This is a genomic window from Pseudomonas sp. GCEP-101, assembly GCF_025133575.1.
In the GTDB taxonomy this organism is placed as follows: Bacteria; Pseudomonadota; Gammaproteobacteria; order Pseudomonadales; family Pseudomonadaceae; genus Pseudomonas; species Pseudomonas nitroreducens_B.
In genome coordinates this window covers 4,787,230-4,802,397 of the sequence record NZ_CP104011.1, presented here as the reverse complement: position 1 = coordinate 4,802,397, position 15,168 = coordinate 4,787,230, and the positions used below count along the sequence as shown (strand labels likewise).

Below are 15,168 nucleotides of genomic sequence, written 5' to 3'. Positions count from 1 at the left end.
AGGTGTTTCGCTTGAAGCCGGTCAGTCCCCTCTCCCTCTGGGAGAGGGTTAGGGTGAGGGAACCCGGCACCGACTGTCAGTGAACGACGCGTACTAGCGCACCGTCACCGTCGCCAAAGCCCCGCATATTCCCCCAACCGCAACGGCCTATGCCGACAAGTTGCTTGGCACCCGGGCCCAGCCTGTTAGTCTGGAGGTGGCTCCAAGTCTTTCCCCTGGCCCCTTCCGACGGGGCCTTCTTTTTGCCCGCCGTTTGGCCCCTGCCCTCAATAGGACTCGGGCGTCGTGCCCTTGTGCTGGGTGTCGTCGTGGGTCTTGCTCTTCTGCTTGTCCTTGCTGTCCTGGGATTGCACCTGGCTGTTGTCGTCGGTGCGGCCCTCGTCCTTCTGTTTCTGCTGCGACGCCGGCGGTGTGGGCGCCTGGCCGGGGCTCTGGCCGTGGGGTTTTTCGTTGGTGGGCACCTGCGGGGCATCGGCGGCCTGGGCCGGGATCAGGCCGAGGGACAGCCAGGCGAGCAGCACGGCGGCGAAAGGACGGTTGAGTCGGGTCTTGTTCATGGTGTCTTCTCCTTGGGGTGGGTCATCGACGCGCCAGCAGTTGCCGCGCGCTCTGGCGCAGCACGCCCCAGCGATGGGGGTCGCCGGGCAAGGCGCCCAGCAGGTTGCGCGCCTGCTCGAAGCTGATGTGTGGCGGCAGCGGCGGCACGTTCGGATCGGTGAGGACCTCAAGCACTACCGGACGGTCGCTCTCGAACGCCTCCTGCCAGGCGGACTGCAGGCGCGCCGCATCGGTCACGCGGATGCCGCGAAACCCCAGCAGCTCGGCGTAACGCGCGTAGGGGAAATCGATCACTTCCTGCGCCGCGGCGAATTCGGGGTCGCCGGCCAGGGCGCGCTGCTCCCAGGTCACCTGGTTGAGGTCGCCGTTGTTGAGTACCAGCACGATGAAGGTCGGGTTGTCCCGCCAGCGCCGGTAGTACTGCTGCACGCTGACCAGCTCGGCGTTGCCGTTCATCTGCATGGCGCCATCGCCCACCAGTGCGATCACCGGGCGCTGCGGGTGCGCAAGCTTCGCCGCCAGCGCGTAGGGCAGGCCGCTGCCCATGCTCGCCAGCTTGCCCGACAGCGAGCCGAGCATGCCCGGCCGCACGCGCAGGTCGCGGGCGTACCAGTTGGTGTGCGAGCCGCTGTCGCCGGCGAGGATCACATCGTCAGGCAACTGCGCGGACAGCTCCCAGAACACCCGCTGCGGGTTGATCGGTTCGGCGCCCTGCATCGCCTGGGCTTCCAGTTCCTGCCAGCTGTCCTCCACCGCCTTCTCGATGCGGATGCGCCAGGTGCCGTGGCGCTTGGGCTTGAGCAGCGGCAACAGGCGCCGCAGGGTTTCCCCGGCGTCGCCCAGGAGCACCTGGTCGATGGGGTAGCGCATGCTGACGTTGCGCGCGTGCAGGTCGATCTGCACGGCTTTCGCCTGCCCCGGCCTGGGCAGGAACTCGCTGTAGGGGAAGGTCGTGCCGACCATCAGCAGCGTGTCGCAGCGCTCCATCAGCTCGGCACTGGCGCGGGTGCCGAGCAGGCCGATGGAGCCGGTCACGTAGGGCAGCTCATCGCTGATCGCCATCTTGCCCAGCAGCGCCTTGGCGACCCCGGCGGACAGCGCCTCGGCCACCGCCTCCACCTCGGCATGGGCGCCCAGCGCACCGGCGCCGACGAGGATCGCCACCTTGCGCCCGGCGTTGAGAATCTCCGCCGCGGCCACCAGGTCGTCCTCGCGGGCATACGGGCGCGGCGCGCTGAAGCCCACGCCCGAATACACGTGGCCGTGCTTGTGCGGCGGCTTCTGCGCCGGCATCTGCTGCACGTCGTTGGGGATGATCACCGTGGCCACCTGGCGTTCGCTGAAGGCCACGCGCAACGCCCGGTCGATCACGTGCAGCAACTGGCCGGGGTGGGCGACGGTCTCCACGTAGTTGCTCACGTCGCGGAACAGGGTGTGCAGGTCGACCTCCTGCTGGTAATCGCTGCCCAGCGAGGTCACCGCCTGCTGGCCGACGATGGCGACCACCGGCTGGTGGTCCATGCGCGCGTCGTACAGGCCGTTGAGCAGGTGGATGGCGCCGGGGCCGGAGGTGGCCAGGCACACGCCCACCTCGCCGGTGAACTTGGCATGGGCGCCGGCCATGAAGGCAGCCATTTCCTCGTGGCGCACGCGGATGTAGTCGAAGTCCTCGGCGCGGCGGCCGAAGGCACCCATGATCCCGTTGATGCCATCGCCGGGGTAACCGAAGACGCGTTGCACGCCCCACTGCGAAAGGCGTTCGAGCAATTGATCGGCGACGGTCTGGGACATGTTTTCCTCCTGTCGAGATGCGTCTGCGGGCCATGCGCCCCTGTTGCACCGACCGGTGTACGGCAGTGGCGTTCAGAACAATTCCCCGACGGTGCGCCCGGACGCTTGGGCTGAACTCCGCCGCGTCCGGGCGGACGAAACCTTCAGAAGACGCACGCCAGACGACGAACAGAAGGAGCCGCGCCATGCCCGTCACCGCCACGCCGACGTCCGCTTCCGCCATCAAGGCCGTCCTGCGCCGTTACGCCGAGCCCCTGGCCGACCCCGGCACAGCGGAGTTCGCCGCCCCCTTCGCGCAGCTGGCCGATGCCCGCGTGGTGCTGCTGGGCGAAGCCAGCCACGGCACGGCGGAGTTTTACCAGGCGCGCGCGGCCATCACTCGGCTGCTGGTGGAGCACCATGGCTTCGAGATCGTCGCCATCGAAGGCGACTGGCCGGACGCGGCGCTGGTGGACCGGCAGTTGCGCGGCAAGGCGCAACCGGCCAGCGAGCCGCCGTTCACCCGCTTCCCGTCGTGGATGTGGCGCAACCGCGAGGTGAAGTCCTTCCTCGCCTGGCTGCGCGAGCACAACGCCGGCCTGTCGGCGGACCGCCGCGTGGAGTTTCGCGGGCTGGACATCTACAGCCTGCGCGGCTCGATCAACCAGGTGCTGCGCTACCTCGACCAGCACGACCCGCAGCAGGCCGCCGACGCGCGGCGGCGCTACGCCTGCCTGACGCCCTGGCAGGACAACCCGGTCAGCTACGGCCGCGCCGTGCTCGAAGGCGACGAATCGCCCTGCGAGGAAGCGGTGATCACCCAGCTCAACGAACTGCTGATGGCGCGGCTGGAAGCACTCGACCCGCACGAGGACTCCTTCGACGCCGCGCAGAACGCGCGGGTGGTACGCGCCGCCGAGCACTACTACCGCGCCATGTACCGCGGCGGCTCGGCCTCCTGGAACCTGCGCGACAACCACATGTTCGACACCCTGCGCCAGGTGCTGCGCCGGCGCGGCCCGCAGGCGCGGGCGGTGGTCTGGGCGCACAACTCGCACATCGGCGACGCCTCGGCCACCGAGATGGGCTGGAACGGCCAGTTCAACCTCGGCCAGCTGTGCCGCACGCACTGGGGCGACGCCGCGGTGCTGCTGGGCATGGGCACCGACAGCGGCATGGTGGCGGCGGCCGATCACTGGGACGGCGAGATGCAGCTCAAGCCGGTGCGCCCGGCCCGCGCGGACAGCTGGGAGCACCAGTTCCTGGAAACCGGCATACCGGCGTGCCTGGTGGACTGGCGCCACCGCGAGGCCTTGCGCCAGACACTGGAGGAGCCGCTGCTGGAGCGCGCCATCGGGGTGGTCTACCGCCCCGAAAGCGAACGCCAGAGCCATTACTTCCCGGCGCTGCTGGGCAGCCAGTTCGACGCCTTCCTGTGGTTTGCCCGCACCCGCGCCATCACCCCGCTGGACCGCCACAGCGCGCCGGGCGAGGACCAGACCTACCCCTTCGGGCTGTGATCCGCGAGCAGGCCGGCCAGCGCGGCGCGGTCCACCGCCTGGCTGAAGAGGAAGCCCTGCACCTCGCCGCACTGCTCGTCCTCGAGGATGCGCAGCTGGCCTTCGGTCTCCACGCCCTCGGCGGTGACCGCCAGGTTCAGCGCCTTGCCCAGGCCGATGATGGCCTGGACGATGGAGCGGTCGCGGCCGGTGGTGTCGAGGGTGGCGATGAAGCGGCGGTCGATCTTGATGCTGTCGAACGGGTAGGAACGCAGATAGCCCAGGGATGAATAACCGGTGCCGAAGTCGTCCATGTTCAGCTTCACGCCCAGCTCCTTGAGCGCCTGCATGGTCTGCAAGGCGCCTTCGACGTCGCCGAGCATGCTGTTCTCGGTAACCTCCAGCTCCAGGCGCTCCGCCGCCAGGCCCGACCCCACCAGCGCCTGCTGCACCTGGCCGACGATATCGGCGTGGGCGAACTGGCTGGGCGAGATGTTCACCGACACCAGCATCGCCTCGGGCCAGCCGGCCGCCTCGCGGCAGGCTTCGCGCAGCACCCAGGCGCCGATCTCGACGATCAGGTCGCTCTCCTCGGCCAGCCGGATGAACTCGTCCGGCCCCACCAGCCCTCGCTGTGGATGGTTCCAGCGCAGCAGCGCCTCGGCGGAGACGATGGCGAGGTCGCCGACCCGGTAGCGCGGCTGGTAGTACAGCTCCAGTTGCCCCTCGCGCAGGGCCTGGCGCAGTTCGATTTCGCTGCGCTTCTTGGCCCGCAGCTGCACATCCATGCTCTCGGAATAGAAGCGCCACGCGTTGCGCCCGGCGGTCTTGGCTTCGTACATGGCGACGTCGGCGCAACGCAGCAGGTTCTGCGCATCGCCCCGGGCGTCGCCGGAGAGCACGACGCCGATGCTGGTGCCGACGTGCAGCAGGTGGCCGTTGTAGTCGATGGGCTGGTTGATGAGGGCCACCAGGCGCCGGCAGAAGGCCTCCGCGTCCTCGCGGCCGTGGGACTGGCTGTCGACGATGACGAACTCGTCGCCGCCCAGGCGCGCCACCAGGTCCTCGCCGCGGATCGATTCGCGCAGGCGCTCGGCAACCATCTGCAGCACGGCATCCCCGGCCGGGTGGCCGAGCGTGTCGTTGATCGGCTTGAAGCGGTCCAGGTCGAGCATCAGCACCGCCATCTGCTGCTCGCGGCCGCTGCCCAGCAGGTCGTCCATGAAGCTGGCGAGCTTGCTGCGGTTCGGCAGGCCGGTCAGGGCGTCGTGCAGCGACAGGTGCTGGATGCGCGCGTGGGCCTCGACCTCGTGGGTGATGTCCGCACTGGTGCCGCGGTAGCCGCGCCCGCCGGCCCCGGAGGCGGTGAACTTGCAGATGCGCCGCAAGCCGTGGGCATCGCGGAAGCCGCAGGTCAGGGTGCTGGAATGGCCTTCAGGGGGGATCTTCTCCAGCCAGGCGATCAGGCTGGTGGTGTCGCAGGTGATCAGGTCGTCGATGCGCCGCCCCACCCACTCGGCGATGCGGTAGCCGGTAAGGATCTCGAAGCGTGCGGACAGGTAGCTCAGGCGGAAGCTCTCGTCGGTTTCCCAGATCCAGTCCGAGCTGGCCTCGGCGATGGCCTTGAAGCGCTGCTCGCTGGTTTCCAGCGCCTGGTTGCTGTCCTTCAGGCTGCGCTGGTAGTGATCCACCACACGGGCGTTGGCCAGGGCGGCGCGGATCAGCCAGACCAGGAAGATCACCACCAGCACTCCCACCGCGGCCCAGGCCCCGGCGAGGCGCCGGAGCATGTCGCTGCCGGGCGTGGGCGTGTGCCAGCTGAGCTCGTAGCCGGAACTGCCCAGGGCCACGGCATTGCCCAGGTTGGGCCGCCGGTCGTCGGGCAGGACCTGCAGGCCGTCCACGCCGAAGTCCCGCGCCAGCTTCTGCAGCTTGGTGGGCGTCAGGCGGTCCACCAGGATCATCAGCGGGCCGTCCAGCGCCTCGCCGTCGCGCACCGGCTTGACCAGCGCTGCGCTGGCAATCGCCGGCCCCCCGGCGAGGCTGACGTAGCGACTCACCGCCTTGTCGCGCCGGGCGGCGGCACTGGCGTCGTCGCGCAGCTCGTCGAGGTTGGCTGGCATCAGGCTGGTGCAGTGGCTGCGCGATGGCTTGCCTTCCACCAGCACGTACTCCTCCCCGCCCTGGTTCAGCACGCACACCAGTTCGTAGCCGTTGGCGGTGTACAGCTGCGGGCCGATGTTGTCGTCGTCGAAGGCCCAGGCGAAGTTCAGCGGCGGGCTGAGGTGGCGGTAGGCGTCGTTCCAGAAGGCGTTGCTCTTGAGCAGCGACTCGGAGGTGGCGATGCGGTTCTGCAGCGCCTTGCCGACGTAGAAGCGCGTCTGCTCGCGGGCGAGCTGGTCCTGCAGCGAGGCGATATGCGCCATCACCGCACCGCTCACCCCCATCGCGCCGATCAGGAGCAGGATGAACAGCGTCAGGTGCCAGGTGACGGTGCGCTGCGCGGAAATCTCGCGCGGCGCGGCTAGCCGGGTGACATGGGTATTCATCGGCGTGCTTCCGGGAGGACTTATCCGTAGGAGTGGCGCGGCGTATGGACGTTCAACCCGAGGGCGCGATGGTGAATTTCGTCTGAACCCAAGCGCGGGACTCGCAGTCCGGATGAATAAGGAACCTGCCTCGGGGATCACCATGACTCAGGATCGTCTGCTCGCCCTGCGCGACCTTCTGCGCGACTTCGAATTGCCGCTGGAGCACGCCCACCAGGGGCCGTTCCTCGGCGCCGCCCTGCGCCAGCTCCGCGACGACGGGCTGGACCGCCTGCCGCTGCCCGGCGGCGGCGACACCCTGCGCCGCTGGCAGGCGCTGGCCACGGTGGCCGGCGCCGACCTGTCGCTGCTCAAGCTCTACGAGGGGCATACCGATGCGCTGGCGATCCTCGCCGAACTGGACGGCGACGCGCTGCCCGGCACCTGGGCGGTATGGGCAGCCGAGCCGCCGGGGGTGAGCGTGCGGATCGACACCCGCGAGGACGGCCAGGTGCGCATCAGCGGCAGCAAGGCCTGGTGCTCCGGCGCCGCCGTGGTGGAGCACGCCCTGGTCACGGTGAAGGATGAGCAGCAGCGCTCGCAACTGGTGGCGGTTACCCTCGCCCAGCCGGGGGTGAGCGTCGGCTCGGGCGGCTGGAACGCCGTGGGCATGGCCGCGACCCACAGCGTGACGGTGGACTTCGACAACGCCCTGGCGCGCTGCGTCGGCGGCCCGGAGGAATACCTGCAACGCCCCGGCTTCTGGCATGGCGGCGCCGGCATCGCCGCCTGCTGGTATGGCGCGGCCAGCCGCCTGGCCAGCTACCTGCGCTACGGCCATAGCGACGACCCGCATGCCATGGCCCACCTCGGCGCGGTGGACGCCGCGCTGGCCGGCGCGGCCGGAGCGCTGCGCGAATGCGCCGGGTGGATCGACGAGCACCCCGCCGCGCCTTCGGAGCTGGCCGCCCGGCGCGTGCGGGCGCAGGTGGAAGGCGCGGTGGAGGCGGTGCAGTGGCACGTCGGCCGCGCCCTCGGCGCCACGCCCTTCTGCCGCGACCGCCGCTTCGCCCGGCTGGCCGCCGACCTCCCGGTGTTCCTGCGGCAGAGCCACGGCGAGCGCGACCTGGCGCACCTCGGCTTGCACCTGAAGGCGGGCCATGAAGAGGCCTGGGCGCTGTGAACCAGCCCGTCAACCTGATTGCCGACTCCTCCGGCACCCCGGCAGCGGTGTGGCGCGCCGCGACGCACCTGCAGCGGCTGCCGCGCCTGCGTCCGGAAGACCTGCTGCCACCCGGCGAGCGCCTGGTGGTGGTCGCGCCCCACCCCGACGATGAAGTACTGGCCTGTGGCGGCCTGCTCGCCCTGCTGGCCGCCGAGGCCAAGCCGGGCGTGCTGGTGTCGGTCACCGATGGCGAAGGCAGCCACCCCGGCTCGCCGCACTGGACGCCACAACGCCTGCGCACCACCCGCGCCGTGGAAAGCCGCACCGCCCTCGCCCGCCTCGGCCTGAACCTGCCGCGCTGGGACTGGCAGCGCCTGCACCTGCCCGATGCCGGGGTGGACGCCACCGCCCTGGCCGAGCGCCTGCGCGCGCTGGTCCGCCCCGGCGACCGGCTGATCAGCACCTGGCGCGGCGACGGCCACTGCGACCACCAGGCCACCGCCCTAGCCTGCGCCGAAGTGGCCGCGCAGTGCGGCGCCCGGCATATCGAAGCGCCGGTCTGGGCCTGGCACTGGGCCGTGCCGGGCGACCCCCGGCTGCCCTGGGAACGGGCGCAACGCCTGGACCTGACGCCGGCCGCGGCGCGACGCAAGCGCGAGGCCATCCAGGCCCATGCCAGCCAGCTGGAGGGCCCCGATCCGGTGCTCGGCGAGCATCTGCTGGAGACCCTGGCGCAACCCTTCGAGGTGTACTTCGCATGAATCCCTCCCAGGGGCTGCCGGCCAGCTATTTCGATGAACTGTACGAAGGCGACCCCGACCCGTGGTCGTTCCGCACCCGCTGGTACGAGCAGCGCAAGCGCGAACTGATCCTCGCCAGCCTGCCCCGTCCCTCGTTCCGCCATGGCTACGAGCCCGCCTGTGCCAATGGCGAAACCAGCGCCGTGCTAGCCCAGCGCGTGGACTGGCTGCTGTGCAGCGACTACAGCGCCGCCGGCGTGGCCCTGGCCCGCGAGCGGCTGGCCGCCCTGGAGAACGTGCGCGTGGAGCAGCACAGCCTGCCCGAGGATTGGCCGCGGGCGCGCTTCGACCTGATCGTGCTCGGCGAAGTGGGTTACTACCTCGCCCCGAAGGCCTGGCAGCGCACCGCCGAGCAGGCCCGCGAGAGCCTGTGCGAGGGCGGTGTGCTGCTCGCCTGCCACTGGCGCCATCCCATCGACGGCTGCGCGCGGGCCGGCGACGCAGTGCATGAGGAACTGGCCGACGCCCTGGGCAAGCGCCCGGCGGTGCGCCACCTGGAGCGGGATTTCCGCCTGGAGCTGTGGTTCGACGAGGAGGCTGGATGATCGGCGTGCTGGTACCCGCACACAATGAAGAAAAGGTCTTGGGGGACTGCCTGCGTTCGCTGCGCGATGCCGCCCGCCATCCAGGCCTGGACGGCGAGGCGGTGTGCATCCTGGTGGTGCTCGACGCCTGCAGCGATGCCAGCGAAGCCGTGGCCCGCGGGGCCGGCGTGGAGGTGCTGCAGGTCAGCGCGCGCAATGTCGGCCAGGCTCGCCGCGCCGGCGCCGAATGGCTGCTGCAGCGTGGCGCCCGCTGGCTGGCCTGCACCGACGCCGACAGCCAGGTGAACCATGAATGGCTGGTGCGCCAACTGGCCTTCGAGGCCGAGGCGGTGTGCGGCACGGTGCAGGTGGGCGATTGGTCGGCCCATGCGCCGCAGGTACGCCGCCGCTACGAGGCGCATTACCAGAGCCGCGAGGACCACCGGCACATCCACGGCGCCAACCTGGGCGTCTGCGCGCGGGCCTACCGGCGCGTCGGCGGCTTCCGCCCGTTGCCCAGCGACGAGGACGTGCACCTGGTGCGCGACCTGGAGCGCAGCGGCGCGCGCATCGTCTGGACGCACCAGACCTGCGTCACCACCAGCGCCCGACGCGATTACCGCGCACGCGGCGGTTTCGGCGAGTTCCTCCAGGCGCTTGCCGCGCCCTGACCGCTCACCCGGATTTTCCGAACCATCCTCGCGGCCCTCACTCACAGCACAGGCAAGCCACCCAGACTCCGGAGGCACCATGCCCGCACACCGCGAGCCGCCCATGGCGGCGCAGAGCATCAGCCTGATCCTCAATGGCGAAGAACGGCGGCTGGACGTGCTGCCCTGGACCACCACCCTCGACCTGCTGCGCGAGCACCTCGGCCTGGTCGGCAGCAAGAAAGGCTGCGACCACGGCCAGTGCGGCGCCTGCACCGTGCTGCTGGACGGCCGCCGGGTGAACGCCTGCCTGCTGCTGGCGGTGATGCTCGACGGCCATCGCCTGACCACCATCGAAGGCCTGGCCCGGGGCGAGCAACTGCACCCGATGCAGGCCGCCTTCATCCGCCACGACGCCTTCCAGTGCGGCTACTGCACGCCGGGACAGATCTGCTCCGCCGTCGCCCTGGCCCACGAGCCTGCGCCGTCCGATCGCGCCGACCTGCGCGAGCGCATGAGCGGCAACCTGTGCCGCTGCGGCGCCTACCCGAACATCCTCGATGCCATCGAGGAGGCCCTGCCCGCCAGCCGCCTGGAGGAACTATGACGCCCTTTGCCTACAGCCGCCCTGCCGGCATCGACGAGGCCGTGGCGCTGGCCGGCCCGCACAGCCGCTTCATCGCTGGCGGCACCAACCTGGTGGACCTGATGAAGGAGGAGGTCGAACGGCCCGAGCGGCTGATCGACATCAACGCCCTGCCGCTGCGCGAGATCCGCGATACCGACGCCGGCGGGCTGAGCATCGGCGCGCTGGTGGACAACGCCAGCCTCGCCGCGCACCCGCAGGTCACCGCGCGCTACCCGCTGATCAGCCGCGCCATCCTCGCCGGCGCCTCGCCGCAGTTGCGCAACATGGCCAGCACCGGCGGCAACCTGCTGCAACGCACGCGCTGCCATTACTTCTACGACCGCGCCGTACCCTGCAACAAGCGCGAGCCCGGCAGCGGCTGCCCGGCGAGGGACGGCCTGAACCGCCAGCACGCCATCCTCGGCGCTAGCGAGCACTGCGTGGCGGTGCATCCCTCGGACCTCTGCGTGGCGCTGGCCGCGCTCAACGCCCTGGTTCACGTGCGCGGCCCGCAGGCGCAGCGTTGCCTGACCTTCGAGCAGTTCCACCGGCTGCCCGGCAGCCGCCCGCAGGAGGACAACATCCTCGCCGCCGATGAGCTGGTGCTGGGCATCGAACTGCCCGGCGAGGGCTTCCCGCAGCATTGCGCCTACCTCAAGGTGCGTGACCGCGCATCCTACGCATTCGCCCTGGTGTCGGTGGCCGTCGGCCTGCTGCTCGATGGCGACGGGCGCATCGCCCAGGTCAACATTGCCTTGGGCGGCGTAGCGCACAAACCCTGGCGCGACGCCGAGGCGGAAGACCTGCTGCTGGGCTGCCGGCCCGAGGCGACGCACTTCCAGCGCTGCGCCGACCACCTGCTGCGCGGCGCAAGACCCCTGCGCGACAACGCCTTCAAGATCGAACTGGCGCGGCGCAGCATCGTCCGCGCCCTGCACATGGCCGCAGGAGGTGCGCAATGAACCGTCATCCGCATCGCTCCATCGGCACCCCGCTGGACCGCGTCGACGGCCCGTTGAAAGTCACCGGCGGCGCGCGCTACGCCGCCGAATACGGCGCCGAGGGTCTGCTCCATGGCGCGGTGGTCAACAGCCGCATCGCCCGCGGGCGGATCATCGCCATCGACAGCGACGCCGCCTGCGCCGTGCCCGGCGTGCGCCTGGTGATGAGCCACCTGAACCGCCCGCCGCTGGCCGCCGACGATGACAGCTACGAGGACGAGGACTCCGCCGACGGCTCGTCGTTCCGCCCCCTGTTCAACGACCGCGTGCTGTACAACGGCCAGCCGGTGGCGCTGGTGGTGGCCGACGACCTGCAGACCGCCCGTTACGCCGCCGCCCTGGTGACCGTGGAATACGCGACCGAGCCGCACGCCACCGACCTGCGCCGCCAGCTGGACGATGCCCTGCCCGCGCCCGCCGAATTGCCCGGCCCGCGCGGCGATGCCGATGGCGCGCTGGCCAGCGCGCCGGTGCGCATCGAGGCCCAGTACGAGTTGCCGGTGGAGCACCACAACCCCATGGAGCCGCACGCCTCCACGGTGATCTACCAGGCGGACGGCAGCCTGCTGGTGCACGACAAGACCCAGGGCTCGCAGAACAGCCAGAGCTACCTGTGCCACGTGCTCAAGCTCGAACCCACCCAGGTGCGCGTGCAGGCGGCGTTCATCGGCGGCGCCTTCGGCTCCGGCTTGCGCCCGCAGTACCAGTTGCCGCTGGCGGCGATGGCCGCGCTCATGCTCAAGCGCTCGGTGCGCGTCGCGCTGACCCGCCAGCAGCAGTTCACCTTTGGCTATCGGCCACGCACGGTGCAGCGCCTGAGCCTGGGCGCCGACGCCGAGGGCCGCCTGCTCGGCCTGGTGCACCAGGTCACCGGGCAGACCTCGCGCTTCGAGCAGTTCACCGCCCACGTCGCCGAATGGTCGGGGATGCTCTACCACTGCGACAACGTCCGTCTTACCTATCGCCTGGTGCCGCTGGACGTCTACACGCCGCTGGACATGCGCGCCCCAGGCGCCGCCGAAGGGGTCTACGCCCTGGAGTGCGCCATGGACGAACTGGCCTGGGCCGCCGGCCTCAACCCGCTGCACCTGCGCCTGATCAACTTCACCGCGCTCAACCAGAACCTCGGCAAGCCTTATTCCAGCAAGGCCCTGCGCGACTGCTACAGCGAAGGCGCGCGGCAATTCGGCTGGCCGACGCAGATGCCCGCGCCCGGCACCTTGCGCGAAGGCGAGCAGCGCATCGGCCTGGGCATGGCCACCGGCGTCTGGGAGGCCATGCAGATGCCCGCCAGCGCCAGTGCCGCACTGGCGCCGGACGGCAGCGTGGTGGTAGCCAGCGCCACCACCGACATCGGCACCGGCACCTACACCGCCATGACCCAGATCGCCGCCGAAACCCTCGGCCTGCCGCCGGAGAAGGTGCGCTTCGTACTGGGCGACTCCTCGCTGCCCCAGGCCCCGCTGCAGGGCGGCTCGTTCACCGTGTCCTCGGTGGGCAGCGCGGTGCGCGAGGCGTGCCTGGCACTCCGGCAAACCCTGCTGGAAGCGGCCCGTCAACTGCCCTCCGGGCCTTTCCAGCACATCGCCGATGACCAGGTGCAGTGCAGCGAGGGCCACTTGCAGGCGGCGTCCAGCAGCCAGCGCATCGCCTTTACCGAGCTGTTCCAGCGCTACGGCAGCTTGCAGGCCAGCGCCACCGCCCATCCCTCGGCGCTGCGCCAGCGCTACGCCACGGCCACCCACTCGGCGGTGTTCGTCGAGGTGGCGGTGGACGAGGCACTGGGCACGGTGCGCGTGCGCCGGGTGGTGAGCGCCATCGCCGCCGGGCGCGTGGTCAACCCCAAGACCGCGCGCAGCCAGATTCTCGGCGGCGTGGTCTGGGGCGTGAGCATGGCGTTGCACGAGGCCAGCCTGATGGACCACGGCCTGGGGCGGTTCATGAACCACAACCTGGCCGAGTACCACATCCCCGTGCAGGCCGACATCGGCGATATCCGCGTGCTGTTCGTCGACGAGCCGGATGCGGTGGTCAATCCGCTGGGCTCCAAGGGCGTCGGCGAGATCGGCGTCGTCGGCGTGGCGGCGGCGGTCGCCAACGCGGTCTACCATGCAACCGGTAATCGCATACGCGAGCTGCCCATCACCCTGGATAAGCTGCTGTAACTCGGCAAAGGAGGTGCAGATGCCCAGTCCGCGCTATACCAATCGGCGCCACGCCGGCATCGCCCTGGCCATGGTCCTGCGCGACATGCCGCTGGTCGCCCCGCTGATCCTTGCGCTGCCCCGTGGCGGCGTGCCGGTGGCCAAGGAAATCGCCCGCATCCTCGCCGCGCCGCTGGACGTGCTGCTGGTGCGCAAGATCGGCGCACCGGGCAACGAGGAATATGCCCTGGGTGCCATTGTCGACGGCCCCGAGCCGAACTGGGTGGTGGACGAAGCGATGCTCGCGCGCTTCGACCCGCCGGCGCAGTGGTTCGAACAGCAGGTGATGGAACAGCTGCGCGAACTGGAGCGCCGCCGTCTGCTCTACCGCGGCGTGAAGGCCCCGGCCCGGGTGGAAGGCCGCGACCTGGTCGTGGTCGATGACGGCCTGGCCACCGGCAGCAGCATGCGCGCCGCGCTGCAATGCCTGCGCGCCCAGCACCCGCACAGGGTGGTGCTGGCGGTGCCGGTGGGCCCGGCAGAAACCGTGCAGCGGCTGCGCGAGGAGGTGGACGAGCTGGTCTGCCTGGACACGCCCTCGCCCTTCCGCGCGGTCGGCGACCACTACCGCGACTTCCACCAGCTCAGCGACCAGGAAGTGATCGACCTGCTGGTGAAATGACCGCTCGCCCTGTAGGAGCGGGCCATGCCCGCGATCCGCGGACAAAGTCCGCGCCATTTTCTCCATATCGACGCCGTGAGCCCTGCTCACGGATCGCGGGCATGGCCCGCTCCTACACAGGGGGCATTCAGCCGCTTTCGCGCTCCAGCACCCGGCAGCCGAGCAGGTTCAGGCGCTCCACCGCGCCCTCCAGCGGCAGCACGCCGATGGATTGCAGCACCCGCAGCGCGGCGATCTCGCCGATCTCGCGGGCCGGCGGCTTGATGGTCGAAAGGCTCGGCAGCAGCATCGGCGCAAAGGGATAGTCGCCGAACCCCAGCACCGCGCACTCCTCGGGAATCTTCAGCCCGGCGCGCTGGCCGGCGAGCAGGCCGCCGGCGGCGAGGTTGTCGTTGGCGAAGACGATCGCCTCGGGGCGCTTCGCACCGCGGGCCATCAGTGCTTCCATGGCCTGGCGCCCGGCCTCGAAGGGCGCGCTCTCGGTGGGCACGAACATCCACGGTTCGCCGCCCAGGTCGCGCAGGGTGTCGGCGTACCCGTCGCGACGGTCCAGGGCGCTGAAGTCGCCGGGCGCGCTGTTCTGCACGAAGGCGATACGCCGATAGCCCTTGCCGTGCAGGTAGCGCACCGCGTCCACGCCGACCTGGTAATGGGAAAAACCGACCTGGATCGGCGCGCGCTCGGGTTGGTAATCCCAGACCTCGACCACCGGCATGTCCGCCGCGGCGATCAGCTTCTGCGTCGCGGCGGTGTGGAAGTGGCTGGTCAGCACCAGGGCCGCCGGGTTCCAGCCGAGGAAGGCGCGCACGGCGTTCTCCTCCCTGTCTTCGGAGAAGTAACTGGAGGCCAGCAGCAACTGGTAGCCGTGGGCGGCCAGGGTGTCGCTGACGGCCTGGATCGTGTCGGCGAAGATCGGCCCGGAAATGTTCGGCACCACCATGCCCACCACCCTGCCCCGCGCCGACGCCAGCCCGCCGGCCACCTGGTTGGGCACATAGCCCAGCGCCTCCACCGCCGCGCCGATGCGTTCGCGCAGGTCATCCGACAGCTGCGCCGGCTGGTTGAAATAGCGCGACACGCTGATGGCGGAAACGCCGGCGCGCTCGGCCACCGCGGTCAGGGTCACACGGCCTGCGCCACGGCGTTTGCGGGGTGTCTGGTTGGCCAAGCCGGCTCTCCTGCCTGTCGGTCGTGATCTGTGATGTCAGGAATATAAACG

13 protein-coding genes are annotated in these 15,168 nt (G+C 70.4%); 9 read left to right on the top strand and 4 right to left on the bottom strand.

Annotation, left to right across the window (positions count from 1 at the left end):
• Positions 1-266: 266 nt before the first annotated feature.
• Positions 267-557: a hypothetical protein gene (locus tag N0B71_RS21845; RefSeq protein ID WP_259754868.1), complete on the bottom strand. Its 291-nt coding sequence runs from the start codon at positions 555-557 to the stop codon at positions 267-269.
• A gap of 22 nt (positions 558-579) precedes the next feature.
• A complete protein-coding gene (locus N0B71_RS21840; RefSeq protein ID WP_259754867.1) occupies positions 580-2,349 on the bottom strand; it encodes a thiamine pyrophosphate-requiring protein in 1,770 nt (589 codons plus the stop codon).
• Between the two features lie 185 nt (positions 2,350-2,534).
• Here N0B71_RS21840 and N0B71_RS21835 point away from each other — a divergent pair, with 185 nt between their 5' ends.
• Positions 2,535-3,848, top strand: a complete 1,314-nt coding sequence (locus tag N0B71_RS21835) for an erythromycin esterase family protein (protein WP_259754866.1) — start codon at positions 2,535-2,537, stop codon at positions 3,846-3,848.
• On the opposite strand, the gene N0B71_RS21830 is transcribed toward N0B71_RS21835, so the two are convergent.
• A complete protein-coding gene (locus N0B71_RS21830; RefSeq protein WP_259754864.1) occupies positions 3,830-6,376 on the bottom strand; it encodes a bifunctional diguanylate cyclase/phosphodiesterase in 2,547 nt (848 codons plus the stop codon). The genes N0B71_RS21835 and N0B71_RS21830 overlap by 19 nt on opposite strands.
• Before the next feature lie 136 nt (positions 6,377-6,512).
• Between N0B71_RS21830 and N0B71_RS21825 the strand changes: the two genes are divergently transcribed.
• The 8 genes from N0B71_RS21825 (at position 6,513) to N0B71_RS21790 (ending at position 13,949) form a co-directional block, all read left to right on the top strand.
• Complete coding sequence (locus N0B71_RS21825; protein WP_442964691.1) at positions 6,513-7,538, top strand: acyl-CoA dehydrogenase; 1,026 nt, start codon at positions 6,513-6,515, stop codon at positions 7,536-7,538.
• Positions 7,535-8,281: a PIG-L deacetylase family protein gene (locus N0B71_RS21820; RefSeq protein WP_259754862.1), complete on the top strand. Its 747-nt coding sequence runs from the start codon at positions 7,535-7,537 to the stop codon at positions 8,279-8,281. The genes N0B71_RS21825 and N0B71_RS21820 overlap by 4 nt, the downstream gene beginning before the upstream one ends.
• Positions 8,278-8,865 carry a class I SAM-dependent methyltransferase gene (locus N0B71_RS21815; RefSeq protein ID WP_259754861.1) on the top strand — a complete coding sequence of 196 codons (588 nt, stop codon included), beginning with the start codon at positions 8,278-8,280 and terminating at the stop codon, positions 8,863-8,865. The genes N0B71_RS21820 and N0B71_RS21815 overlap by 4 nt, the downstream gene beginning before the upstream one ends.
• Positions 8,862-9,515 carry a glycosyltransferase gene (locus N0B71_RS21810; protein ID WP_259754860.1) on the top strand — a complete coding sequence of 218 codons (654 nt, stop codon included), beginning with the start codon at positions 8,862-8,864 and terminating at the stop codon, positions 9,513-9,515. Before N0B71_RS21815 ends, N0B71_RS21810 begins: the two co-directional genes overlap by 4 nt.
• A 79-nt stretch (positions 9,516-9,594) precedes the next feature.
• The gene (locus N0B71_RS21805; protein ID WP_259754859.1) at positions 9,595-10,101 is read left to right on the top strand and encodes a (2Fe-2S)-binding protein; all 507 of its coding nucleotides are present in this window, start codon (positions 9,595-9,597) and stop codon (positions 10,099-10,101) included.
• The gene (locus N0B71_RS21800; RefSeq protein WP_259754858.1) at positions 10,098-11,084 is read left to right on the top strand and encodes an FAD binding domain-containing protein; all 987 of its coding nucleotides are present in this window, start codon (positions 10,098-10,100) and stop codon (positions 11,082-11,084) included. Before N0B71_RS21805 ends, N0B71_RS21800 begins: the two co-directional genes overlap by 4 nt.
• Positions 11,081-13,288 carry a xanthine dehydrogenase family protein molybdopterin-binding subunit gene (locus tag N0B71_RS21795; protein ID WP_259754856.1) on the top strand — a complete coding sequence of 736 codons (2,208 nt, stop codon included), beginning with the start codon at positions 11,081-11,083 and terminating at the stop codon, positions 13,286-13,288. Before N0B71_RS21800 ends, N0B71_RS21795 begins: the two co-directional genes overlap by 4 nt.
• Before the next feature lie 19 nt (positions 13,289-13,307).
• Complete coding sequence (locus N0B71_RS21790; protein WP_259754855.1) at positions 13,308-13,949, top strand: phosphoribosyltransferase; 642 nt, start codon at positions 13,308-13,310, stop codon at positions 13,947-13,949.
• A gap of 127 nt (positions 13,950-14,076) precedes the next feature.
• On the opposite strand, the gene N0B71_RS21785 is transcribed toward N0B71_RS21790, so the two are convergent.
• Positions 14,077-15,117, bottom strand: a complete 1,041-nt coding sequence (locus tag N0B71_RS21785; RefSeq protein WP_259754854.1) for a LacI family DNA-binding transcriptional regulator — start codon at positions 15,115-15,117, stop codon at positions 14,077-14,079.
• Positions 15,118-15,168: the final 51 nt, after the last annotated feature.